Raw genomic sequence first — 23343 nt, 5'->3', positions numbered from 1 at the left:
ACAGAATCAACCACTGGTTCGCCGCGGGGCAACGCTTTAGCCGGCGGGCGTCCACGTCCCACGAGAAACCATGACAAATCTCGTCACGAACGTCGAATCCACGGCGGTGGAGCACCCCGACGAAACCGCGATTCACTACGACGGATCGGAGTTGAGTTACGAGGAGCTCTGGTCGCGGACGGGTGCGTTCGCCGCCGGGCTCACGGAGGCAGGGATCGGTTCCGGCGATCGGGTCGGGGTCTATCTTCCAAACCTCCCGCAGTTCGTGATCGCCTTCCACGGCGCGCTCCGGGCAGGTGCGGTCGTGGTGCCGATGAACCCCCAGTACAAGTCCCGCGAGATCGACCACCTCCTCTCGGACAGCGGCACGGAGGTGGTCGTCACGCTCTCGGATCTCGTCCCGGTCGTTGATCAAGTCCGGGACGACACAGCCGTCGAGCACGTCGTCAGCGTGGGTGGCGACGCGGAGGGCGCGACGCCGTTCGGGGAGTTCCTCGCCGAGGCCGAACCCGAGGTGGTCGAACGGGCGGACGACGACGTGGCGGTGCAGCCCTACACCTCCGGGACGACCGGCCAGCCGAAGGGTGTCCTCCTGACCCACGAGAACCTCTCCTCGAACGCCCGAATGGCGATGGATCTCCTGCCCGGTGGCACCACCACCGACGACCGTTCGCTGGGCGTGCTGCCGCTCTTTCACATCTACGGGATGACGGTCGTGATGAACACCTCGCTGTTCGCCGGCGCGGCGTACTACCCGCTGCCGGAGTGGGACGCCCAGACCGCGCTCGGGCTAGTCGAATCGGAGGAACTCACCATCATGCAGGGCGTGCCCGCGATGTACAACGACGTCATCAACCAGCCGAACGTCGACGAGTTCGATCTCTCGTCGCTCCGGTTCGTGAACTCGGGCGGGAGCAGCCTCCCGGTCGAGGTGCTCCGGCGCTTCGAGGAGCTGTTCGGGATCGAACTCTACGAGGGGTACGGCCTGACCGAGACCTCGCCAGTGACGCACTTCAACAGCCCCGACGCGCGGCGGGTCGGCAGCATCGGCCAACCGCTGCCGGGCGTCGACTCGATGGTGGTCGACGAGGAGTTCGAGCCGGTCGAACGGGTCGAAGAGGGACCGGTCGACGAAAGCGAGACCGATCTCGACGCGATCACCGGCGAGCTCGTGATCGCGGGCCCGAACGTGATGAAAGGGTACCACGATCGGCCCGCAGCGAACGAAGAGGTGTTCACCGAACGCGACGGCAAGCGGTGGTTCCACACCGGCGATGTCGGCTACTGGGACGCCGAGGACTTCTTCTACATCGTCGACCGGGAGAAGCACGTCATCGTCACCGGGGGCTACAACGTCTACCCCCGCGAGGTCGAGGAGTTGCTGTTCGAGCATCCGGACATTGCGGACGCCGCCGTGGTCGGGGTTCCCGACGAGCGCCGCGGCGAGACCGTGAAGGCATTCGTGGTCCCCACGAGCGCAGCGAGTGGGGGCTCGTCGGGCGAGGGAACCGAGTCCGACGGTGTTCCAACGCCCGATAGCGACGTTACTGACGAGGAAATCAGGGAGTACTGTCTCGACAACCTCGCAGAGTACAAACACCCGCGCGAGGTCGCATTCATCGAGGAGCTTCCGCGGACGACCACCGGGAAGGTCCAGAAGTTCGAGCTCCGCGAGCGTGAGAGCGACGAAGCGGAGGCGGCCGAATGAGCGACGGAGCGGGCGGTGAGCCGGCGGCCGACGACGCGGTAGTGCTCGACGTCACGGACGGCGTGGCGACGCTGACGCTGAACCGCCCGGAGATGCGCAACGCGCTCACGAGCGAGGTTTCGGCGGGCATCCTCGACGCGCTCGACGAACTGGAGGGTGGCGACGCCCGGTGTCTCGTGATCGAGGGCGCTGGCGGGGCGTTCTCGGCCGGCGGCGACATCAACGCGATGACCGAACGGCTCGCGGGCGACGTACCGCTGGAGGAGGCCGTCCGCCGCGTGGCACAGGTCACCAGCCGGACGGTCGAGCGCGTCGCGGAGTTCTACCTGCCGACCGTCGCCAAGATCGACGGCGTCGCCTTCGGCGCGGGCGCGAACCTCGCCATCGCCTGTGATCTCCAGGTGGCGAGCACGGAGTCCAGAATCAGCTTCGGCTTCCGTCAGGTCGGGCTCGCGGTCGACTCCGGAACGTCGTACCTCCTCCCACGGATCGTGGGGGAAAACACCGCAAAGGAGCTCGTCTTCACCGGCGAACTCGTCGCGGCCGATCGCGCCGAATCGCTCGGGCTGTTCAACCACGTTTATCCCGAGGAGTCCTTCGACGAGCGCGCGGACGAACTCGTCGAGGAGATCGCGACGGGGCCGACGGTGGCGCTCCGTGCCTCGAAGCGACTCATCCGGCAGGGGTTGGAGAGTTCGCTCGATCAGGCGATGACGAACGAGGCCGCCGCCCAGGCCGCGGTGTTCGAGAGCCACGACCACCGCGCGGGCGCGGAGGCGTTCATGGCGAACGAGGAGCCCGAGTTCGAGGGCCGATAGCCCGGCTCCCACGTCCGGAGTCAGCATTAGGTCGGCCGCCGTCAGCCGCTTTCTCGGCGCTTCAGGACGTCGGCACCCTGTCGTACCACCATTCGAGCCACGCCGCCAGCGGCCGGCGATCGCCCTCGACCTGGACGCGAACGGTGCCGTCGAGCCCCCATCGAGCGCGGTCGGCCTCCTCGCCCCACGCCATCGGGATGCCGACCTCGAACTCCTCGAACTCGCATTCGAGCGCTCCCTCTCGTTCGACCGTCTCGTCGAGCACCTCCTCTGCGGTCCGCAGCCACTCCTCCCACTCCTCGGGATCGCCTGGCGTCGTCGATTCGGCTCGCTCGGCGCACATACTACCTCCATGTCCCGGTTCCCCTATGGGTGTTTGGGGCCGACCCCGATCCGCAGTCTGACTCCGGATCGCGGACCGCGAAACCGGCCCGTCGGGTGGGTGAGCGTAACGCTGTAAGCGCTTCGAGCCTTCTCAAATATATGAGCACACAGCCACCAGGCCCCCAGGATCTGCCGGTCCTCGGCAACACGCATCGCTACTCCCGCGACCCGTTCTCGTTCATCGAGACGCTCACGCGGAGCTACAACGGACTCTCGACGTTCACCCTCGGCCCCGAGCGGACCTACCTCGTCACGGACCCGACGGACGTCGAGCGCGTCCTGGTGAGCGAGGCCTCGCGATTTCGGAAGGCACAGACGATGCGGACGGGCAGCATCGACGATCTGCTCGGCGACGGGTTGTTGATGAGCGGCGGCGAGTTCTGGCAGCGCCAGCGTCGGCGCGCCCAGCCCGCGTTCGCCCCCGACCGCGTGGCGAACTTCGGCGAGGAGATCGCCGGGTACGCCGAAACGATGCTCGACGGCTGGACGGACGGCGACGTCGTCGAGATCGATCCCGCGATGGCCCGGATCACGGTGAAGGTGATCGTCTCGGTGATGTTCGGCACCGAACTCGACGACCGCACCACGAGGACTGTGCAGAACAACCTCGAACCCCTCGGCAAGATGTTCGAGCCGAAGGCGGCACAGTTCCTCCTCCCCGAGTGGGTGCCGACGCGCGAACGCATCGAGTTCGAGCGCGCGGTCGACAACCTCGAAGGCGTCCTCGACTCCCTGGTTCGACAGCGGCGGGGAACCGAGAACGGCGAGATGGATCTCCTCTCGATCCTGCTGCGCGCACAGGGCGAGGTCGACGAAGTGACCGAGGAGCTCCTTCGCGACGAGCTGATGACGATGCTGCTCGCGGGTCACGACACCACCGCGCTGTCGCTCACCTACACGTGGTATCTCCTCGCCCAGCACCCCGCGATCGAGCGGCGCGTCCACGACGAGATCGATACTGTCCTCGGCGGCGAACCGCCGACGGCCGACGACGTGCGTGACCTCGATCTCACCGAACGGGTGATTCAGGAGGCGATGCGGCTGTACCCACCGGTCTACACGATCTTCCGCGAGCCGTCCGAGGACGTCCGACTCGGCGGGTACGACGTCCCCGAAGGATCGCTCGTCATGCTCCCGCAGTGGGGCGTCCACCGCGACCCCCACTGGTACGACGAACCAGAACTATTCGACCCGGATCGGTGGACGAGCGATCGGGCGAGCGAGCGGCCGAACTACGCCTACTTCCCGTTCGGTGGCGGTCCGCGCCACTGCATCGGCAAACACCTCTCGATGCTCGAAGCCCAGATGATCCTCGCGACGGTCGCGCAGCACTACCGGCTCCGGCTCGCACCCGAGCAGAGCGCGGACCTCGACTTCGCCCCGTCGCTCACGATGCATCCGTCAGCGCCGATCCGAATGGAAGTGCAGGAGCGGTAACGCTCTCGTCGGCACGGACTTCCTGGCTGAGGCTCTCCATTCCTCGCCCTCACAGCGGAGAGCGTCAATCGAACGTGTCGATCACCGGGATCCCTCTCGTCTCGAACTCGCTCATCGCGGCGAGTTTCGCCGACACGTCGTCGAGCCCGACGGTCTCGGAGACCACCGCGCTCGGGTCGAGTTTGCCGTCGGCGACCATCCGGAAGATCTCGTCGTATCTGGTGGGGGGCATTCCGAGCGAGCCGACGAACTCGATCTCGCTCATCACCATCATGTCCGTCGGGAGTTCGACGGATCCCTGCTCGTCGTCGGTGCTGAGTCCGACCTGGACGTGCTGGCCGCGGGTGCCGAGGCTCAGCACGGAGTTCCGACAGGTGGTCGCGATCCCGAGCGCGTCGACCGAGACCGCCGCGCCGCCGTCGGTGATCGCCTTCACCTGTCGGGGTACGTTGTCGGTCTCACTCGCGTTCACCGTCTCGCTCGCGCCGAGGTCCTCGGCCATCGCGAGCTTCTCGTCCTGGAGGTCGACCGCGACGACGTTCCCGCCGAGCGCGTCGGCGATGTGGACAGTCGAAAGGCCGACGCCGCCGCAGCCGTGGACCGCGACCCAGTCGCCCGCGCCGAGGTCGGCCTGGTGGGCGAGCGCGTGGAAGGCTGTCATGAACCGACAGCCGAGCCCCGCCATGTCGACCGCGGAGACGCCGTCGGGGAGTCGGACGGCGTTGTGATCCGCGACCGGGACGTGCATCTCTTCGGCGAACGCACCCGGGGCGGCTTCGTTCAGCCCCAGCGGGACGATGTTCTCACAGGTGTTCGAGTGGCCGGTCCGACACTGGTGGCAGGTGCCGTCGCCGAGATTGAAGGGGACCGTGACCTGATCGCCCTCGCTCACGCTCTCGACCTCCTCGCCGACCGCGATCACCCTGCCAGCCGGTTCGTGTCCGAGGATCTGTCCCTCGGGCGGCTTGAGGCCGAGCCAGTCCCACTCACCCTGCCAGCCGTGCCAGTCGCTCCGGCAGATGCCACACGCCTCCAGCTCGATCACCGCGCCGTCGGCAGCGGGGTCGGGCGCGTCGACCTCGGTCACGTCGAGCGGTTCGCCGTACTCGCGGAGAACTGCTGCGCGCATACCGCGGTCGACGAGCGGCACCGGCATAGTCGTTCCCCCGAATCCGATGTCGAAGTTACCGATGTTCAACACTGGGGCGAAGATACTTTTCGGTGGAAGGATTGTACAGTGTATGTCGTTTCAGCTATCGGGCGAGCAGGAGGCGATCCGGAGTGCGGTCCGGGAGTTCGCCGAGGAGGAGATCGCGCCCGTCGCGCGCGAACACGACGAGTCGGGCGAGTACCCAGCAGACCTCCGCCGAGAGGCCGCCGAGTACGATTTCGTGGCCCCGAACATCCCAACGGAGTACGGCGGTGCGGGGATGGACACGCTGTCGTCGGCGCTCGTGACCGAGGAGCTCTGGCGCGCCGATCCCGGCATCGGGAGCGCGGTCGGATCGGCGGGGTTCGGGAGCAACATGATCGTCGAGTACGGCGACGAATGGATGAAGGAGGAGTGGCTCCCGCCGATCGCGGCGGGCGAGTCGGCCTCCGCGAGCGCGATCTCCGAACCCGCCCACGGTTCGAACGTGGCGGGGATCGAGACCCGCGCCGAGAAGGACGGCGACGAGTACGTGCTGAACGGGAACAAGATGTGGATCACGAACGGGACGGTCGCCGACATCGCCGTGGTGATGACGAAGACCGATCCCGGCGCAGGCCACCAGGGGATCACGGCCTTCCTCGTTCCTACCGATACGGACGGGTTCTCGACCGAGAAGATCGACAACAAGCTCGGGATCAGGGCCTCTGACCTCGCCGAGGTGCTGCTCGACGACGTGCGCGTGCCCGAGGAAAACGTCGTCGGCGAGGTGAACCAGGGGTTCTACCAGCTCATGGATTTCTTCGCCGCCGGACGAACGAGCGTCGCCGCCCAGGCAGTCGGGGCCGCCCAGGGCGCACTCGACGCCGCACGGGAGTACGCGGGCGAGCGCGAGCAGTTCGACCAACCCATCGCCGAGTTCCAGGCGATCCGGCACAAGCTCGCCGAGATGGCGACGAACGTCGATGCCGCGCGCTCGCTGACCTACCGGGCGGCCACCCACGTCGAGGCGGGCGACGACGATGCGGTGCGCTTCGCGAGCATGGCGAAGCTCTTTGCGAGCGAGCACGCGGTCGACGTGGCCGACGAGGCGATCCAGGTGTTCGGCGGGGCGGGTTACGTCACCGACCATCCCGCCGAGCGGTACTACCGCGACGCCCGGATCACCAAGATCTACGAGGGCACCAGCGAGATCCAGAAGAACATCATCGCCGACAACATCCTATGAACCACGACGAGTGGGCTGCCGGTCAGAAAACCACGACCGTGACGGTCGACGGCCACGACCTCTCGGTGGCGTACCGCGACGACGGCCCCGGCAGCCACGACGGCAACGGCGGTCTCGATAGCGAAGACAACGAGAGTAGCGACGACGCGACCGGAGCCGATGAGCCGCCCGTCGTTTTCCTCCACGGCATCCCGACGTGGTCGTTTCTCTGGCGCGACGTCGCCCCGGCAATCGCCGAGGATCGGCGCGTGATCGTGCCCGATCTGCTTGGCTACGGCAACTCCGCGATGGCCGACGAGTTCGACAGGTCGATCCGAGCCCAAGAAACGATGCTCGCTGCGTTGCTGGAGGAGTTGGGCATGGAGACGGTTTCGATCGTGTCCCACGACATCGGGGGCGGGGTCGCGCTGCGGTACGCCGCCCACCATCCGGATGCGGTCGCCCAGCTGGTCTGCTCGAACGCGGTGTGTTACGACTCGTGGCCGGTGGAGTTCATCACCGACTTCGGGTTGCCCGAGACCGCCGAGATGCCGCTCGACGATCTCGAAGATCAGGTCTCCTCGGCGTTCACGCTCGGTGCGTACGGCGACCCCGATCCCGAATTCGTCGAGGGATTGACCGCGCCGTGGCTCTCGGCGGATGGTCGCACCTCGCTCGCGCGGTGTGCGGTGGCGACCAACACGAATCACACGACCGAGATCGACTACAGCGCGATCACCGCCGACTTCCTTGGACTCTGGGGGGCTGGCGACGACTTCCAGCCGATCGAATACGGCGAGCGCCTCGCCGACGATCTCGACGGCGAGGTGGTGGGACTCGACGAAGCCTACCACTGGGTGATGGCCGATCGGCCCGACGCCTACGTCGCGGAACTCCGTGAGTTTCTTCCGCCAGGTGCGGGATGACCCTCGTAGGAACGAACTCATGACCGACGACGCGCCCGAATGGGAGTTCTCGCACCGCGACGTGGTGATCCTGCGCGAGCTCGCGCGCGACCCCCAGGTGTCCTCGCGCGAACTCACCGATATCCTTGCCGAGGAGTACGGTATCGACGTCTCGCACGTCACGATCAGCGAGTCGATCCGGCGGATGCGCGAGGAGGGGGTCTTCCGCGAGGCGATCATCCCGAACGAGGAGTACTTCATCTTCGGACTGTTCGAGTTCAAGTTCGATCCCGAGCACTTCGCCGAGGAGTGGCGGGCAGCGATGGAGCACATCCGCGACTCGCCGAACACCCTCTTCTATTTCCTCTCGGACGGCGAGTACCAGTGGAAGACCGTGATGATGTTCCCGACCCGCGAGGCCGAATCCCGGTGGATCCACGAGTTCTACAAACAGCACGGCAAGGTCGTGGCGAACATCCGCAACTCCGTGATGACGAACGTCCTCAAGTTCGGGACCGACCCCGAACTCTTAGAAAGCCTGAACGACGAGTGAGCGACGGGTCGTCCGTCGTCGTTTCTGTCCGAGCGGATGCATGTTTTTGTGTTCCGGGGATGGACCGTGGGCATGGAGACCACCTTGATCGACGACATCGATCCTGTCCCATCCGAGAACGATGTCGACCGGCGAAAGCTGTCCGGCCCGCTGAACACCGCCGACGTCGCGATCAATCGGTACGCCCTCGCTCCCGGCGAGCGGTTCAGCGGCTCGCTCCACGCCCACATGGACCAAGAAGAGGTGTTCGTCATTGTCGACGGCGAAGCGACGTTCGAAACGTACACACCGCGAAGCCGTGCAGAAGCGGGTCGTTCGAGCGGCGAGATCACCGTCGGCGAGAACGAGGCGATCCGGTTCGCGCCCGGCGAGTTCCAGTCCGGGAAGAACGCGTCCGACGAAGCGGTGGTGGCGTTCGCGGTGGGTGCTCCCCGCGACAGCGAAGACGTGCGGGTTCCGCTGCCGTGTCCCGAGTGCGATCACGAGGCCAGGCGACCAGTCGTTGCCGAGGGATCGGAGGTCCTCGTCTGTCCGGACTGTGGTGCTGAATCGCCGGTCGAGTGTCCCGAGTGCGGTCGGGACGATCTGCGCGTTGTTCTCGACACGGACGGGAAGAACGTCGTCAACGTCTGCCTCGACTGTGGTACGAAGTCGACAGTAGCCTGAATACCCGAGAACTGCCAATAACTGTTACAGAACCCGCTGAAGTCTCGTATTGGCCGCTTCGTCGTGAGTCGTGTACCACCAGAACCCACCGAGAGTCCAAGACGTCTGAACGACCGCGATGAGTGCCTGTAGCGTCTTCCCCTGGACGACGAACGCGACGGTTAGGGCCCCGAACAACAGACCGAATCCCAAGAGAAGCCACCGTCCGGCCATACGCTCAGTACAGCAGTTCGACACATCAATGTATCGCCACCATCGGCTCACGGAGCTACCGATCGCCGATGAATCGATGAGATGGTGGGAATGTGCGATGTCGGCGAAATCGTGATCTCGGACCTCAGCGGACCAGGGAGAGCAGTTCACACCGGAGCACGGTCTCCTCGTCCTGATTTTTCACCGCAGCGTCGTACCGCACAGTACCGGAGGCTCGTGGATGCTCGCGTTCGTCTTTCTCGACGACCTCGATTGCGACGTGGATGGTGTCGCCGACGTACGTCGGAGCGGTGAAGCGGAGTCCGTCCACCCCGTAGAACGCGATCACGTCCTCGCGTTCGTCCTGTGTTCGTGACTGCCAGAGCAGACCGGTCATCGCCGAAAAGACGAACGCGCCGTGGGCGATCCGGCCGCCGTACTCGGTGTTCGCCATCCGCTCGGCGTCGGTGTGGTGGTGGTTGAAGTCACCGCTCACGCCCGCGAAGTTCGTCACGTCCGCGCTCGTGACCGTCCGGCCCGCGGTCCGGGCGGTGTCGCCGACCGAGACCGATTCGAAGTAGCTCATAGCGGTTCCTCACCCTCGATGATCCGGAGCGCGCGGTCGGCGAGCTCGGGCACGCCGGTCTCCATCTTCGGGTACAGCGGGTCGTCGGCGTTGCCCTCCAGGTACCGCCGGAAGAACATCTCGCCCAGCCCGGCGAGCTTGTAGACCGCGAGCGCGCGGTAGAACCGGTCGTGTTCGTACTCGATTCCCGTCCGCTCCTCGTAACGCTCGACGAGTTCCTCTCGGGTGGGGTAGCCCTCGCGGGTCATGAACGTCGCATTGAGCGAGTCGGTCGCCGCGGGTGGATCCGGGTCGCCTTCGTCCCACCAGTAGGACAGAAGCCACCCGAGATCGACGAGCGGATTTCCAAGAGTGCTCAGCTCCCAGTCGAACACCGCGACGAGTTCGGGTGGGGTGCCAGGCGCGAACATCACGTTGTCGAGCTTGTAGTCGCCCTGAACTAGGGTATGGGTCGGCGCGTCGGGGGCGTTTGCGGTCAGCCACTCCATCACGTCGTAGAGTTCGGGGACCTCGCGTTCGTCCGTCGTGACATCGAACGCCCACGTCAACTGCTCGGACCAGCGCCTGACCTGACGTTCGGTGAATCCCTCGGGATGGCCGAACTCGCCCAGCCCCACAGCTTCGTGGTCGATGGCGTGGATCTCACAGAGGCCGTCGATCAGCTCCTCGCCGATCCGCTGGCGGTGTTCCGGTGTGGCGAACCGATCGGGTTCGGTCTCGCGGAGCACGCTCCCCGCGACACGCTCCATCACGTAGAACTCGCAGTCGAGAATCGACTCGTCCTCGCACGCGAGCACTGTCGGTGGGACTCGAACTGGTGTGTCCTGAAGTGCGTCCATCACTCGATACTCCCGGAGAACGTCGTGGGCGGTGTCGGCAGTCTCGCCAGGCGGCGGCCGACGGACCACGAGGTCGCGCTCGCCCCACTCCACGAACAGGGTCTCGTTCGAGTGGCCCTCCTGATGATGTTCGATTCGATACTCCTCGACGGAGCCCAGTTCTCGTTCGAAGTAGCTCGCCAACGACCCCTCGTCGACGATCCGCGAGAAGTACGCCCCTTCCTCACCCTCGCCGCTCATCGATCCCACCCCGTCGTTCCCGACCGTTCGGTTACCATTGGTAGGTACGTTCGTGGACATCGTATGAATAACTGGGGGTTCGCGGGGTCGTTCTCGGCTGTGTGGCCCGATCGTTTTACAATGGTGTGTGCTGATGTGTGAGCATGGAGTACGACGACTCGGCGGCCGCACGCGAGGCGACCGACCGCGCCCGCGCGTTCATGGAGGAGGTCGTCCTGCCCGCGGAGCGCTCCCACGACGGCGGCGAGTCGGTCTCGCGCGAGACCATCGCCGACCTGCGCGAGCAGGCCCGCGAGTACGACATCTACGCGCCCCAGATCCCCGAGGAGCACGGCGGGATGGGGATGGCGTTCCGGGACGTGCTCCCAGTGTTCGAGCAGGCGGGCCGGAGCCTGCTCGGCGCGCCCGCGATGCGGGTCGACGCGCCCGACGAGGGCAACATGCACACGCTCGAACTCGTCGGGAGCGACGACCAACAGGAGAAATGGCTCCGACCGCTGGTCGCGGGCGAGATCCGATCGGGCTTCGCGATGACCGAGCCCGCCCCCGGTGGTGGGTCGGATCCGAAGATGCTCCGGACCCGTGCAAGAAAGGAGGGCGACGAGTGGGTCATCGACGGCCACAAGTGGTGGACCACCCAGGGTGGCGCGGCCGATGTCCTCCTCGTGATGGCACGCACCGATCCCGATGCGCACCCCTACGCCGGCTGTTCGATCATCCTCGTGCCGACCGATATCGAGGGTGTGGAGATCGTTCGCGACATCCCTCACCTCGGCCAGAGCCTCGTACCGGAGAGCCACGCCGAGATCAAATTCGACGGCGTGCGGGTGCCCGAGGAGAACCTGCTCGGTGCCGAGAACGCCGGGTTCGACATCGCCCAGCAGCGACTGGGGCCCGCCCGACTGACTCACTGCATGCGGTTTTCGGGGATGGCCGAGCGCGCACTCGACGTGGCGAAAGCGTACATGGACGAGCGCGAGGCGTTCGGATCGTCGCTCGCGGACAAACAGTCACAGCGCTTTTCGATTGCGGAGGCCGAGACCGAGCTCCACGCCGCGCGAACGATGGTCCGCGATGCGGCGGAGAGGATCACGGCCGGCGAGGAGGCCAGAGTCGAGGTCTCGATGAGCAAGGTGTTCGCCGCGCGAGTAGTGCAAGAAACGATCGATCTCGCGGTCCAGTGCTGTGGCGGGGCGGGGATCGGCCGAGACCTCCCGCTCGCGGACTTCTACGAGGCGGTGCGAGCGTTCCGGATCATCGACGGTGCGGACGAGGTCCACAAGCGCACCATCGCGCGCGCGGCGTTCGAGGACACCGATCCAGCGGAGATCGGGTCGATTCCGCGGTTCGACGGGTAGGCCCCGAACTTTTGCTCGTCCGTCGCCACCGTTCCCCATGACCGTCGACGCCGACGATCTCCGGTTCGCGGCCCAGGCCATCCGCGAGGCCGACGCCACGGTGGCGATGACCGGTGCAGGCGTGAGCACCGCCTCGGGCATCCCCGACTTCCGGGGCGACGACGGCCTCTGGGCGCGCCACGATCCGGCGGATTTCCACGTCTCGCGGCTCGACAGCGATCCCGCGGGGTTCTGGCGCGACCGACTCGCGCTCCACGACGAGGTCTACGGGGACGCCATCGAACCGAACGCGGCCCACGAGGCGCTCGCCGACCTCGAAGCCACGGGCCACCTCGATCGGGTCGTGACCCAGAACATCGACGGGCTTCACGCCGCGGCGGGCTCTGCGGACCCGATCGAGATCCACGGCTCGGGCGAGCGCGCGGTCTGTCGCGACTGCGGGCAGCGCGTCCCCGCCGATCCCGTCCGTGAGCGCGCCCGTGACGGCGAGCTACCGCCGCGGTGTGGGGAGTGCGACGGGGTGCTGAAGCCTGGCGTCGTGCTGTTCGGCGAATCCCTGCCCGACCACGCGCTGTTCGAGGCCCACGCGCTCGCCGAGCGCGCCGACGTCTTCCTCGTCGCCGGCTCGTCGCTCACGGTCGAGCCCGCGGCGTCGCTTCCCCGGACCGCGGCCGATCGCGGTGCGACGATGATGCTCGCCAATCTGGAGCAAACGCCGCTGTCGGACCGCGCCGAGTACGACTTCCGGGCGGACGTGACCGACGTCCTACCCCGTCTGCACGAGGCGGTCGTGAACCCCGATCCGAGCGGTTCCGGCGATTCGCCTGGGTCGAGCCAGCCATAGACTTTTGCGCCGGCGCGTCGTCGCGGCGGTATGGACTACGACGTGGTCCACACCGACGACGTCCCGGTGACCGACCTCTCGGAGATCGAGGAGATCCCGCCCGACCTCGACATCCGGTCGGTCGACGACGCGCTCGGCACCGAGGAGACGAACTGCAAGCTCTGGTACTTCGATCCCGGCGAGGAGATCACCTACCACGCTCACGCCGAACAGGAGGAGCTCTACTACATCGTCCAGGGCGAGTTCTCGCTCAAACTCGGCCGATCGGGCGAGGAGGAGTTCCGGGAGGTCGGCCCGGGGACCTTCTACGCCGCCGGCCCCGAAACGGGCCACGGGCACCGGTATCTCGGCGACGACCAGGGGATCGTGCTCGCGATCGGCGCGCCGGCGGTCGAGGACCCCGGCCTCGATCCGCACGAGATCGACTGACGGATCAGGGTCTACTCGACGTCGATCCGGGCACCAGGTGCGTTCCGGCGGACGCTCCGCAGCCCCTTCAGCGCGTTCTGCTTCGAGGCGTATCCCTCGCCACCGTCCGCGATCACGTTGCCGTTGCGGTGGACGAGTCGCCACCGCCACTCGTCGGCTCGATCCCGAAAGACCTCGAACCGCGCGAGGCTCTCGGCTGCGGTCGCCTCGCCGGTCGCCGGCGCGCCGGTTTCGCGGACATCGTCTTCGTGTCGAACGACGCCCTCCGCGTCCGTGGACTCCGTCCACTCGATCTCGACTTCGAGCTCCAGATCGGTTCCGTCGTCGGTTCGCTCGCGTTCGAGTTCGATCTCGACGGTCGCCCGTTCCGGCGACTGCACGGCCACCGATCGGCCGTCGGCGGCGAGCGTCACGGTTCCGTCGTCGAACTGACTCGCCAGCGATCGGAGAAGCGAGGCGATCTCCGCACGGTCGCGGGTTCGCTCGGTCTCGAACAGGGTCTCCTCGGTCATACCTCTCCGTTCGTCGCGCGAGCACATGAATCCGACTCCCGTCTTCCCCAGCGAGGCGGATCGTCGTCAGGCCGCGTAGGTGGTGTCGAGGTACTCGACGATGCGCTCGGACTCGGCCATCGTGATCCCGCGGTCGTCGTCGACCAACACTGGGACGCCCCGCTGGCCCGAGACCCGCTTGACCTCGTCGCGCTTCGAGTGGAGGCCCTCGGTCCAGACGCTCTCGAACTCGATGTCGAGCTCGTCGAGCCGGTCGACCACGAGTTCGCAGTACGGACAGCCTTCGAGCCGGTAGAGCGTGAGGCTCATACCGATACGCAGAGCGCCACGGGCAAAAGCGTGTTCCGCCGGAGTGAGACTCCACCACCCCGCTCCCGCCGACCGCAGGCTTTTCTCCTACGGCAATCGATACGAGGACATGCCACCGAGCGAGGGCGAGCGCGCGCCGGAGTTCGAAGCGCTGCTGTGTGACGGCGAGACCTTCCGAGCGAGACGGCTCGCCGACGTGCTCGACGGCGGCTGCGTGGTCGTCTTCTACGGGTTCTCGTTCAGCGCCATCGCGGAGAACTGGTGGAAGCGCTACGATCGCGCCGGCTGGGCCGACTTCGACGTGCCGGTGGTCGGCGTGAGCCGCGACGGGCCGTACGCCCAGAACGCCTTCCTCCGCTATCTCGACAGCCCGTTCCACCTGTTCAGCGACGCCGACGGCACCGCCGCCGCGGCCTACGACATCCTCACCGAACGCGACGGGATGGGATCGACCCGAACCGCGCGACGTGCCGTCTTCGTCCTCGATGCGGAGCGACGGGTCGCGGGTCGGTGGCTCGCCGACGACTGGATCTCGCCGGTGCCCCGCGAGGCGATCGAAGCGGCGGTCGCGGAGCTGTAGCGGGTCCCCGCCGTGTTTCACTTCTGTCCCGCGTGCTCGGGAACGCCACGCGACGTCGCCATCGATCACGACGCCGGGACCGTGACGTGCCCGGTCTGTGGCGACACACGAAGATACGAAGCCGCGCCGCTGTTCGTCGTCACGGGCGCACCAGGCGTCGGCAAGACCACGATCTACCGCGAGATCGTCGGTACCGTTCCGGCGGTCGTCGTCGAACCGGACCTCTACTGGCTCGAAGGCACAGGAGAAATCCGCGAGGCGTGGCGGGTGCTCCCCGAGGAAGCCAGGCGGGCGTTCCACCTGCTGCAGTACGCCGAACTCGCGCGCTCGGGGCGGCCGGTGGTGGCGTTCGGGGCCGCACTCGGCGATCCCGAGGTCGTCGAAGAGCTGCCCGAAGCCGACTACTTCCCACGGATCGAGTATCTCGCGCTCGTCTGCGATCCCGACGACCAGGCGCGCCGGCTCAGGGGCCGCGACGGGTGGGCGGAGGCGGCCGCGGCGGACGAGGAGTGGGCCGACGTCGAGGCGGGACGACGGATGAACGAACGGTTTCGGCGGTTTGCGGCCGAACACGACGATTACGAAGCGATCGACACGACCGACGCGACGGTTCCGGAGACGATCGAAGCGGTTCGCGGATGGCTCCGTGAGCGGACGACCTCGGGCTGACGGGCGATCGTCCTACCGATCGTTCGCCGCTGCTTCGACGGGTGGTAGCTCGGAGAGTTCCGGGTGCTCCGCGAGTGGCGTCGACTCGTCGCGGTACTCGACATACAGCTCCTCGGCCCACTCGCGTGCGGCGGGGGATGGGGTGTCGATGTACGTCTCCAGCAGCCCGGTGTCCTCGGCGTAGATCCCGACGCCGATCCGGTCGTCACATAGGGTGACGCCGAGCGGGATGTCGTCGTGGGTTCGGAGGGTGAGGTTCCCGCTCTCGAACGCCTCCCGCGCGCGCTCCGGGTTGGATTCGACGAGCGACTCGACGACCTCGGGGAGGAAGACCGCGTCGGTCTCCATGCCGTCGACGATGCGGGCGTGGAGGTCATCGAGATGGAGCGGGTTGATCGCCGCCGGATCGATCCCGCGGAGCGTGTCGGAACCCTCGACGATGGACATGAACCGTCGTACGCCGTTGTAGGGATCGCCCGGCTCGGCAGTGGTGACGGTCGCGTCGGCGAACGCCTCGCGAACGAGCGCCGGATCGCAGCCCGGAACGACCTCGAAGAGCGGCTCGACCCGTCTCGCAGTCCGTACCGTCCGTCGAAACTCGGTGACGGTCTCCGCGATGATCTCGCCGACCGCTGTCAGCGCTAGCTCACCGTCCGATCGCTCGACGAGCCCTCGGTCCTCGAACGCCCGCGTGAATCGGTGAACCGTCGGTCTGGACACTTCCAACCGTTCCTGAAGCTCCCGGCGATCCAGCGGTCCCTCGCGCAGTATCGCGAGTGCCGAGGCCCGCCTGGCGAGTTCGACCAGTTCCTCGGACATCGGTCGATACGGCGTATGCAGCCGAAACAATTAAACCTCCTGTTGAGATCGCTCAAGCAATCCACTACCCGATAGGTGCTCGACCGGCGTTCGACGTGGCACCGAGCCGACGACCCGGACCGGATCTCACTCGGACTTCGGTGGACAGTCAGGAATCCGATCGCCGCTCGGTGTCAGTATCGAAACCGTCGGCGGCCTGCTCGTCCGGGCTGTGATCCGTGTTCAGATCGTGAACGCTGCTCAGCCAGTGATTATACCCGGTTTCCATGCCTGTGTCAAACAGTGTCGGACGACGAGGTGGTGGACGGGACAGCGCGATACGGTAGAGAGGAGCGTAGTCTCACCGACACGGAGGAACCCAATGGCAAGCAACACTCGAGACATCGACGCGGCCGGGGACGAGCCGCCGGTCGCATCCGGGGAAACGGAATCGGGACTGGACGAGAACGTGGCGGGGGCGCTGGCGTACCTGTTCGGCATCGTGTCAGGGTTGATCCTCTATCTGGTCGAACAGGACAACGCCTACGTCCGCTTTCACGCGGCCCAGAGCATGGTGATTACGGGGTTCGTGTTCGTGGCGTCCATCGGCCTGACGATCGTCGGGACGATCGTCTCGACCGTCCTGGTGACGAGCACGAGCACGTTCTTCGTCGGGAGCATCGTCTCGCTGGTGCTCGGGCTGATCTGGCTGGTGCTCGCGCTCGGTGCGTTCGCGCTCTGGGTCTACCTGATGGTTCGAGCCTACCAGGGCACGACCCCGCGCGTCCCGATCGCGGCAGGCATCGCGGACAGCCTCGTCTGAGGCCCACGGACCGAACCATGACGAACGGATCCGATCGGTCGGACGGCCATCCGCTGGCGAGAGGAGTTCCGGCCTGGCGGCGTCGGTCAGTCGGAGCCGATCGGGCCAGAGACCCGTCTGCTCACTCGTGGGTCGAGACCGACGGCGGAACCGCCGGCGGGGACGAAGCGGCGTTTGCGACGTACACCGACGAGGAGTACGGGTACACCGTCAGCTACCCGGCCGACTGGTCGGCCGGAGTCGACGCGGGCGGGGGAGCGACGTTCGAGGATCCCGCCTCGACGGCGGGCGCGGTCGTGTTCGTCGACGAGAACGTCGAACGCGACGTGGCGGCGTACGCCGAGCGCTTCGAGGCGGAGCTCGCTGCCGACGATCACGTACACGACGTCGAGCGACTCGACCGACGGACGGTGTGGCTCCCGAGCGGCCACCGAGGGCGAGCCGTCGAGTATCGGTACGTCGGCGGGGCTCCCGACGAACGCTGGCGGCTCACCTACCTCTTCGTCGTCGCCGGGACGGCCGGCTACACGGTCGGGGTGGACTGGGCTGCCGACATCGACTTCGAGGCGGTCGCGTGGACCGTCGTCGAGTCGTTCTCGCTCACGCCGGACAGCACGGAGTGATCGACGATGACACCAAATCATGACTGAACACCGACGAACCGACGCGAACGAATCGAACGAGCGATCGAACCGGAGTGAACCGACGGGGGCGCAGCCATGAGGACGCGCGCCGTGCTCGCGGTGGTGCTGTGTGCGACCGTCGTCCTCGCAGGCTGTGCCGGGCTCGGCGGCGGTGGCGGGAACGGCACCACGGCGTCCGGAGCGGACGCGACCGAGACGCCGGCCGCGACGGCGGACACCACGGCGGCCGAGGACGCGGCGACCACGACGACCGGGGCCGCAGACACGACGACAGCCGAGGACGGGGAAACGACTGCCGACGGAGGCTCGCCAACAGCGAGCGAAACCATGGCGGCGGAGACGACCGCCGCGATGACGACGACAGCCGGTGGCGACGCCACAGCGACACCGAGCGAGACGGCGGCCACCACAGTCAGCAGCGCGGTCGGAAGCGGAGCGTTCCGCTTTCTCGCGTTCGAACAGCCTGGCACGTACACCTACGAGGTGACGTTCGCCCCGACGGTGAGCTCACAGCGAGGCACCGCGGAGCCCGTTACGCGGCAGGGAGAGAACCGGAGCGGCCAGTACGTCATCGACGTCGTTCAGGCGTCGGAGAACCAGTACGAGGTGCAGGTGTCCCTCTCGATGGACGGGATGGACAACCAGCAGACGTTCACGGGCACCCGCACGGAGGTCCAACAGCAGATGCTGGGTAGTCAGGTCGGTGTGCTCCTCGCGCCCCTCACGACGATGACGGGCTTTTACGGCGGTCGACCGCTCCAGTCGGGTCGGAGTTGGTCGTACTCGACCGAGCAGGGGATGGCGAGCTTCGAGGTCACGGGCACCGACTCCTACGCCGGCGTCGAGTGCTCCGTCACCGAGGCCAGCCTGAACGGCACCGTCGTTCACGAGGCGTGCGTCTCGCCCGACAGGGGCCTGGCTCCCTACGCCGCCTACTACGACGAGAGCGGTACCCTCACCTTCGAGATGGAGCTCACCAGCTACGAAGCTGGGTGAGCAACGCGGGATCGAACCCACACTCGCCGCACTCCACCGGCCTGCGGATCGGCTCCGATGGCGGCGAGCCGGTCCATGACCGGGCCCGACGAGACGCGCGGCCACCCCGACTGTCCCAGCGAAACGTCGTCCCCGCGCCGCGAGTCCCGCCGATATGCGACTCGACGGCGTGCGCGTGCTCGCTCTCACGCGCTCCCTCCCCGGTCCGTACGCCACCCAGCTCCTCGCCGACGCCGGCGCGGGGACCGTCAAAACCGAGAACGCGGACGGCGGCGATCACCGTCCACCGGGACCCGATCCGCGACGGTCCACGAGGATCGACCTGTCGAGATCGTCGAAGCTCGTGTGCCCCGAGAGCGCGAGCGTCAGGTCGAGATCCGCGAGGAAGTCGTCGAGGACGCTCCCGACACCCGCCTCGCCGTCGATCGCGAGACCGTAGGCGTAGGGCCGCCCGAGAAGGACGCTATCGGCCCCGAGCGCGATCGCCTTCACGACGTCCGCGCCGCCCCGGATGCCGCTGTCGAACAGCACGGGAACGTCGACGGCCTCGACCACCCCTGACAGCGCCGCGAGCGCGCCGATCGCGCCGTCGACCTGGCGACCGCCGTGGTTCGAGACGATCACGCCGTCCGCACCGCACTCGACGGCACGTTCGGCGTCCTCGGGGTGGAGCACACCCTTGACCACGAGGGGCAGGTCGGTCTCCTCGCGGAGCGCGGCGAGATCCTCCCACGTCAGCGATGGATCGCCGAAGACATCGATGAACTCCATCACGGCCGAGCCCTCGTTCTCCTCGGGCGGCACGTCGAGCCGGTCGCGGAAGGCCGGATCGGAGAAGTAGTTCGCGACGCCTTCGCCGTCGAGGAAGGGGAGGTAGCCCTGTTCGATGTCGCGCTCGCGCCAGCCGAGGAGCGGAGTGTCGAGCGTGACCACGATCCCGTCGTAGTCCGCTTTCTCGGCCCGGTCGATGAAGCTGTGGGCGATGTCGGGATCGGCCGACCAGTAGAGCTGGAACCACTTCGGCGTCTCGCCGAGTTCGTCGGCGACTTCCTCCATCGTGTAGGACGACGCCGAGCTCAGCACCATCGGCACGTCGCGGTCGGCGGCGGCCCGCGCGACCGCGAGCTCGCCCTCCTCGTGGACGATCGAGAGCACGCCGAGCGGGGCCAGCAGGAGCGGGACTTCGATCTCGTCGCCGAAGAGATCGACCCGGAGGTCGCGCTCGGCGACGTCCCGGAGCATCCGGGGGACGATCCGCCAGTCGTCGAACGCGCGGCGGTTCTCGGCGACCGTGCTCTCCGTGCCGGCCCCGCCGGCGACGTAGGCGGCGGCCTCCTCGCTCAGCGCTTCCTTCCCCTTCCGTTCGAGATCGGCGTACCGAACCGGATGGTCGGGCGGATCGTCGGCGAGCATCCCCGATGCGTAGACGTTCCGCTGGCGGTTTTCACCGTAGGGCTCCGACGGTTCCGTGGACTCCGACGGTTCGTTCGTCATCGTCTCACGTGCGCCCGGCCGACGGAAGTAGGTTTACCCGCCTGGCCGTCACCCTGCGTCTTCGATCCCGACGAGAGCGAGCACGTCCCGAGGATCCCCGATCCGATGATTCACAGCGGGATCGTCGGGATCGGCGTCGGCCGCGCTGCCGCCGAACGCCACTGTCTGAATCCCGGCCCGCGACGCACCGACCATGTCGTTCTCGTAGCGATCGCCGACCATCAGCGCCCGTGCGGGTTCGATGCCCGCCTTGTCGAGCGCGGTCTCGAACATCGCCTCATCAGGCTTGGTGCGGCCGACTTCCTCGGAGGTCGTCACCCTATCGAGGTGGCTCGCGACCCCGAACTGTGCCAGCAGGCGCTCGGCCTCCCACGTGTCGATGTCGCTGACGATGCCTTGGTGGACCCGCCCGTCGAGGGTGCGGATCGTCTCGACCGTCTCGCTTACGGGTTCGAGCTGCTCGCGGGTCGCGCGCTCGAACGCCGGGAGCCAGTCGTCCTCGGCCACCTCGTGACCGACCATCGCTGCGATCGCGCGCTCGTAGCCCGCCCGCGCACTCCGGAACACGTTGCCGTCGCGCTCGCGGAAGTGGGTGCCGAGCTCGTCGCGCCACGCTTCGAGCGCCGCCTCAGCGTCGAGATCGTACTCGTCGGCGAGCGCCCCGACGAACGCGCGGTGGCCCGCCCGGACCGAGTCGAGATCGAGGAGCACGCCGCCGATGTCCCAGAACACCGCATCGTACTGTGATTCGCCCATATTCGTCTGCAACTACTTTTTCGCGCTCTGCTCAAGTCCTTTGGTAGATTCGTTCGTGCCCTGATTCCCAAGCTGACAACGCAATCGCAAAATCTAGTGTCGCCAACTCGTCTGAGACGAATCACGACGCAACTGAGAGCCGTAGGCCACACCCTCCCCAGCCGATTCTCTCACTCGCTACGCTCGTTCGATCATCCCTCGCACGAGTCGGGCGTCTTCGACGCCCTCCCGCGCGCCACCGCCCCCAAACCACCAACGGGACTGCTCGCGCCGGGATTTATTACCGCTCCGCCCGACCCATTCGACGCGATGACAACAACCACGCCGAGGTGGATGCGGTGACGACCGACCAGTTCAGCGTCGCCGGCGACACGGCGATCGTCACGGGCGCGTCGAGCGGGATCGGGCGGACGATCGCCGAGCGGTTCGCCGCCGACGGCGCGGACGTGGTGATCTGCTCGCGCGAGCAGGACAACGTCGATCCGGTCGCCGAAGGAATCAACGACGCTGATGGCGGCCGCGCGGTCGCGGTCGAGTGCGACGTGCGCGACCGCGAGTCGGTCGAGGCGCTGGTCGACGCCACAGTAGATGAGTTCGGCGGGCTCGACACGCTGGTGAGCAACGCGGGCGCGAGCTTCATGGCGAACTTCGAGGAGATCTCGGAGAACGGCTGGAAGACCATCGTCGATATCAACCTCCACGGCACGTACCACTGCGCACAGGCCGCGGGCGAAGTGATGCGCGAGGCGGGCGGCGGCACGATCGTCAACTTCGCGAGCGTCGCGGGCCAGCTCGGCGCACCCTACATGAGCCACTACGCCGCCGCGAAGGCGGGGATCGTCAACCTCACGTCGACGCTCGGGTTCGAGTGGGCCGAGGAGGGAGTGCGGGTCAACTGCATCGCGCCGGGGTTCGTCGCCACCCCCGGAGTGGCGAGCCAGATGGGTGTCACCGCGGACGAAATCGACAGAAACGACGTCGATCGTCGGATCGGCACGAGCGAGGAGATCGCCGACGTCGCGCAGTTCCTCGCCAGCCCCGCCTCCTCGTACATCGTCGGCGAGACGCTGACCGCACGCGGCGTGCCGGACATCATGGAGTCCACGCCCGAGGCATGACCGATTCCGCCGACTCCGCCGACACCGCCGCGGACCGCGAGGTGTTCCTGCCGGTGGCGGCCCAGCCGAGCGTCGACGCGCTCTGTGAGCAAGCCGTACGTGCCGAACAGCGGGGGTACGACCGGGCGTGGCTCCCCGAGACGTGGGGTCGCGACGCCGTGACAGTGCTAACGAGCATCGCCCATCGGACCGACGAGATCGGGATCGGGACCTCGATCGCGCCGATCTACTCGCGCTCGCCCGCGCTGCTCGGCCAGACCGCCGCCACGCTCCAGGAGGTTTCGGAGGGTCGATTCCGGCTCGGCCTCGGCCCGTCGGGCCCCGCGGTGATCGAGAACTGGCACGGCGTCGATTATGGGAATCCACTCCGGCGCACGCGCGAGACCGTCGAGATCGTGAAGGGGGTACTCGCCGGCGAACCGGTCGAGTACGATGGCGAGTACTTCGATCTCTCGGGCTTTCGCCTGCGGTGTGAGCCACCCTCCCCGCCGCCCGCGGTCGACGCGGCCGGGATGGGGCCCAAGGCCGTGGAACTCGCCGGGCGGTTCGCCGACGGCTGGCACGCGCTGATGGTCACCAGAGAGGGCGTCCGCGATCGCCTGGCGGATCTCGAACACGGGGCCGACCTCGCCGACCGGGACGCCGAGGACGTGCGGGTGACGCTCTCGCTGACCTGCGCGGCGCTCGACGACCGCGAGCGCGCCCGCGAGTCCGTCCGTCAGCACGTCGCGTTCTACGTCGGCGGCATGGGGACGTTCTACCGCGACAGCCTCGCTCGCGTCGGTCACGAGGAGGCCGCCAACGCGATCCACGACAACTGGCAGGACGGCGACCGCGCGGCGGCGGTCGCGGCGATCGACGACGATCTGCTCGACGCCCTCGCGGTCGCCGGGACACCCGACGAAGCCCGCGAGCGGTTCGAGAAGTTCGCCGCGATCGAGGGCGTCGACGCAGTGTCGGTGTCGTTCCCGCGGGACGCGACGACGGACGAGATCGACGCGACCATCGAAGCACTCGCTCCTTGATACGTTTCGCACGGCCGCATCGATTCGAGCCGACGACGTGTTTTCACGCCGGAACGAACGCGTGTTCCGCACCGATCAGGACTGCTGGAACGGGCTGTCTCTGCGCATGGCTCTCGATGTGAATCGGCCACAAACGCCGTGATCGGGTCGGCTACGGCCCGATTCACCTCCCCGAGATCGTGGGGTTTACCCGTGCAAACGCGTTCGTGCCGAGCACTGTTCGTGAGCGATCATCGACTGACGTCGTCGACCGAACGGAACCGGTTGTGGCATCGGAACTGTCGGAATGATTTACTACCTCGG

Annotated in this window: 26 protein-coding genes and 1 pseudogene; 18 read left to right on the top strand and 9 right to left on the bottom strand. The window is 67.2% G+C overall.

The annotated features are described in order from the left end of the window. Positions 1–70 precede the first annotated feature (70 nt). Both TX76_RS12230 and TX76_RS12225 read left to right on the top strand, forming a co-directional pair. A complete protein-coding gene (locus tag TX76_RS12230) occupies positions 71–1708 on the top strand; it encodes a long-chain-fatty-acid--CoA ligase (RefSeq protein ID WP_049902781.1) in 1638 nt (545 codons plus the stop codon). Beyond that, on the top strand, positions 1705–2526 hold the full coding sequence (locus tag TX76_RS12225) for an enoyl-CoA hydratase/isomerase family protein (RefSeq protein WP_049902780.1): 822 nt from the start codon (positions 1705–1707) through the stop codon (positions 2524–2526). The genes TX76_RS12230 and TX76_RS12225 overlap by 4 nt, the downstream gene beginning before the upstream one ends. Positions 2527–2587: 61 nt before the next feature. Here the strand turns inward: TX76_RS12225 and TX76_RS12220 are convergent, their stop codons facing one another. Beyond that, the gene (locus TX76_RS12220; RefSeq protein ID WP_049902779.1) at positions 2588–2869 is read right to left on the bottom strand and encodes a hypothetical protein; all 282 of its coding nucleotides are present in this window, start codon (positions 2867–2869) and stop codon (positions 2588–2590) included. Positions 2870–3009: 140 nt separating this feature from the next. On the opposite strand from TX76_RS12220, the gene TX76_RS12215 reads away from it, so the two are divergent. Continuing rightward, entirely contained in the window at positions 3010–4347 is a 1338-nt protein-coding gene (locus tag TX76_RS12215; protein WP_049902778.1) for a cytochrome P450, read from the top strand. 64 nt (positions 4348–4411) lie between these two features. Here the strand turns inward: TX76_RS12215 and TX76_RS12210 are convergent, their stop codons facing one another. After that, positions 4412–5476, bottom strand: a complete 1065-nt coding sequence (locus TX76_RS12210) for a zinc-dependent alcohol dehydrogenase family protein (protein ID WP_195156052.1) — start codon at positions 5474–5476, stop codon at positions 4412–4414. Between the two features lie 112 nt (positions 5477–5588). Between TX76_RS12210 and TX76_RS12205 the strand changes: the two genes are divergently transcribed. From TX76_RS12205 to TX76_RS12190, 4 genes are all read left to right on the top strand, one after another. Next, positions 5589–6725, top strand: coding sequence for an acyl-CoA dehydrogenase family protein (locus tag TX76_RS12205; RefSeq protein ID WP_049902776.1), 1137 nt, complete (start codon positions 5589–5591; stop codon positions 6723–6725). After that, entirely contained in the window at positions 6722–7630 is a 909-nt protein-coding gene (locus TX76_RS12200) for an alpha/beta fold hydrolase (protein ID WP_049902775.1), read from the top strand. The genes TX76_RS12205 and TX76_RS12200 overlap by 4 nt, the downstream gene beginning before the upstream one ends. Positions 7631–7649: 19 nt before the next feature. Continuing rightward, complete coding sequence (locus TX76_RS12195) at positions 7650–8162, top strand: Lrp/AsnC family transcriptional regulator (protein ID WP_049902774.1); 513 nt, start codon at positions 7650–7652, stop codon at positions 8160–8162. 72 nt (positions 8163–8234) lie between these two features. Next, complete coding sequence (locus TX76_RS12190; RefSeq protein ID WP_049902773.1) at positions 8235–8828, top strand: cupin; 594 nt, start codon at positions 8235–8237, stop codon at positions 8826–8828. Positions 8829–9165: 337 nt separating this feature from the next. Here TX76_RS12190 and TX76_RS12180 read toward each other — a convergent pair whose 3' ends face one another. Together TX76_RS12180 and TX76_RS12175 are read right to left on the bottom strand one after the other, a co-directional pair. Then, positions 9166–9606, bottom strand: coding sequence for a MaoC/PaaZ C-terminal domain-containing protein (locus TX76_RS12180; protein ID WP_049902771.1), 441 nt, complete (start codon positions 9604–9606; stop codon positions 9166–9168). Further along, on the bottom strand, positions 9603–10685 hold the full coding sequence (locus TX76_RS12175) for a phosphotransferase family protein (RefSeq protein WP_049902770.1): 1083 nt from the start codon (positions 10683–10685) through the stop codon (positions 9603–9605). The genes TX76_RS12180 and TX76_RS12175 overlap by 4 nt, the downstream gene beginning before the upstream one ends. 143 nt (positions 10686–10828) lie before the next feature. On the opposite strand from TX76_RS12175, the gene TX76_RS12170 reads away from it, so the two are divergent. Genes TX76_RS12170 through TX76_RS12160 form a run of 3 tightly spaced genes read left to right on the top strand, consistent with a single transcriptional unit; the run spans position 10829 to position 13316 of the window. Then, complete coding sequence (locus TX76_RS12170; protein ID WP_049902769.1) at positions 10829–12043, top strand: acyl-CoA dehydrogenase family protein; 1215 nt, start codon at positions 10829–10831, stop codon at positions 12041–12043. A 37-nt stretch (positions 12044–12080) separates the two neighbouring features. Then, positions 12081–12887, top strand: a complete 807-nt coding sequence (locus tag TX76_RS12165) for an SIR2 family NAD-dependent protein deacylase (RefSeq protein ID WP_049902768.1) — start codon at positions 12081–12083, stop codon at positions 12885–12887. 30 nt (positions 12888–12917) lie between these two features. Then, the gene (locus TX76_RS12160; protein WP_049902767.1) at positions 12918–13316 is read left to right on the top strand and encodes a cupin domain-containing protein; all 399 of its coding nucleotides are present in this window, start codon (positions 12918–12920) and stop codon (positions 13314–13316) included. 11 nt (positions 13317–13327) lie between these two features. Here the strand turns inward: TX76_RS12160 and TX76_RS12155 are convergent, their stop codons facing one another. Together TX76_RS12155 and TX76_RS12150 are read right to left on the bottom strand one after the other, a co-directional pair. Then, the gene (locus tag TX76_RS12155; RefSeq protein ID WP_049902766.1) at positions 13328–13828 is read right to left on the bottom strand and encodes an HVO_2922 family protein; all 501 of its coding nucleotides are present in this window, start codon (positions 13826–13828) and stop codon (positions 13328–13330) included. Positions 13829–13894: 66 nt separating this feature from the next. After that, a complete protein-coding gene (locus TX76_RS12150; RefSeq protein WP_049902765.1) occupies positions 13895–14137 on the bottom strand; it encodes a glutaredoxin family protein in 243 nt (80 codons plus the stop codon). Positions 14138–14246: 109 nt separating this feature from the next. On the opposite strand from TX76_RS12150, the gene TX76_RS12145 reads away from it, so the two are divergent. Both TX76_RS12145 and TX76_RS12140 read left to right on the top strand, forming a co-directional pair. Beyond that, positions 14247–14717, top strand: coding sequence for a peroxiredoxin family protein (locus tag TX76_RS12145; RefSeq protein ID WP_049902764.1), 471 nt, complete (start codon positions 14247–14249; stop codon positions 14715–14717). Between the two features lie 12 nt (positions 14718–14729). Continuing rightward, positions 14730–15386, top strand: coding sequence for an AAA family ATPase (locus tag TX76_RS12140; RefSeq protein WP_049902763.1), 657 nt, complete (start codon positions 14730–14732; stop codon positions 15384–15386). A gap of 12 nt (positions 15387–15398) precedes the next feature. Here the strand turns inward: TX76_RS12140 and TX76_RS12135 are convergent, their stop codons facing one another. Next, entirely contained in the window at positions 15399–16205 is an 807-nt protein-coding gene (locus tag TX76_RS12135) for a helix-turn-helix transcriptional regulator (protein ID WP_049902762.1), read from the bottom strand. Between the two features lie 361 nt (positions 16206–16566). On the opposite strand from TX76_RS12135, the gene TX76_RS12130 reads away from it, so the two are divergent. The 4 genes and pseudogenes from TX76_RS12130 to TX76_RS17135 form a co-directional block, all read left to right on the top strand. After that, positions 16567–17007 carry a DUF4870 domain-containing protein gene (locus TX76_RS12130; RefSeq protein ID WP_049902761.1) on the top strand — a complete coding sequence of 147 codons (441 nt, stop codon included), beginning with the start codon at positions 16567–16569 and terminating at the stop codon, positions 17005–17007. A 17-nt stretch (positions 17008–17024) separates the two neighbouring features. Beyond that, complete coding sequence (locus TX76_RS12125; protein ID WP_049902760.1) at positions 17025–17630, top strand: hypothetical protein; 606 nt, start codon at positions 17025–17027, stop codon at positions 17628–17630. Positions 17631–17726: 96 nt separating this feature from the next. After that, positions 17727–18647 carry a hypothetical protein gene (locus TX76_RS17635; protein ID WP_049902759.1) on the top strand — a complete coding sequence of 307 codons (921 nt, stop codon included), beginning with the start codon at positions 17727–17729 and terminating at the stop codon, positions 18645–18647. Between the two features lie 154 nt (positions 18648–18801). After that, positions 18802–18927: pseudogene (locus TX76_RS17135) on the top strand (CoA transferase); the annotation flags it as partial. Here TX76_RS17135 and TX76_RS12115 read toward each other — a convergent pair. After that, on the bottom strand, positions 18924–20141 hold the full coding sequence (locus TX76_RS12115) for an alpha-hydroxy-acid oxidizing protein (RefSeq protein WP_049902758.1): 1218 nt from the start codon (positions 20139–20141) through the stop codon (positions 18924–18926). The pseudogene TX76_RS17135 and the gene TX76_RS12115 overlap by 4 nt on opposite strands. A 48-nt stretch (positions 20142–20189) precedes the next feature. After that, positions 20190–20897 carry an HAD family hydrolase gene (locus TX76_RS12110; protein WP_049902757.1) on the bottom strand — a complete coding sequence of 236 codons (708 nt, stop codon included), beginning with the start codon at positions 20895–20897 and terminating at the stop codon, positions 20190–20192. A 338-nt stretch (positions 20898–21235) separates the two neighbouring features. On the opposite strand from TX76_RS12110, the gene TX76_RS12105 reads away from it, so the two are divergent. Continuing rightward, positions 21236–22015, top strand: a complete 780-nt coding sequence (locus TX76_RS12105) for an SDR family NAD(P)-dependent oxidoreductase (protein WP_049902756.1) — start codon at positions 21236–21238, stop codon at positions 22013–22015. Next, positions 22012–23040, top strand: coding sequence for a TIGR04024 family LLM class F420-dependent oxidoreductase (locus TX76_RS12100; protein ID WP_049902755.1), 1029 nt, complete (start codon positions 22012–22014; stop codon positions 23038–23040). Before TX76_RS12105 ends, TX76_RS12100 begins: the two co-directional genes overlap by 4 nt. Positions 23041–23343 lie beyond the last annotated feature (303 nt).

This window comes from Halococcus agarilyticus (genome assembly GCF_000334895.1).
GTDB lineage: Archaea > Halobacteriota > Halobacteria > Halobacteriales > Halococcaceae > Halococcus > Halococcus agarilyticus.
This window is presented reverse-complemented; position numbering and strand designations above follow the sequence as displayed.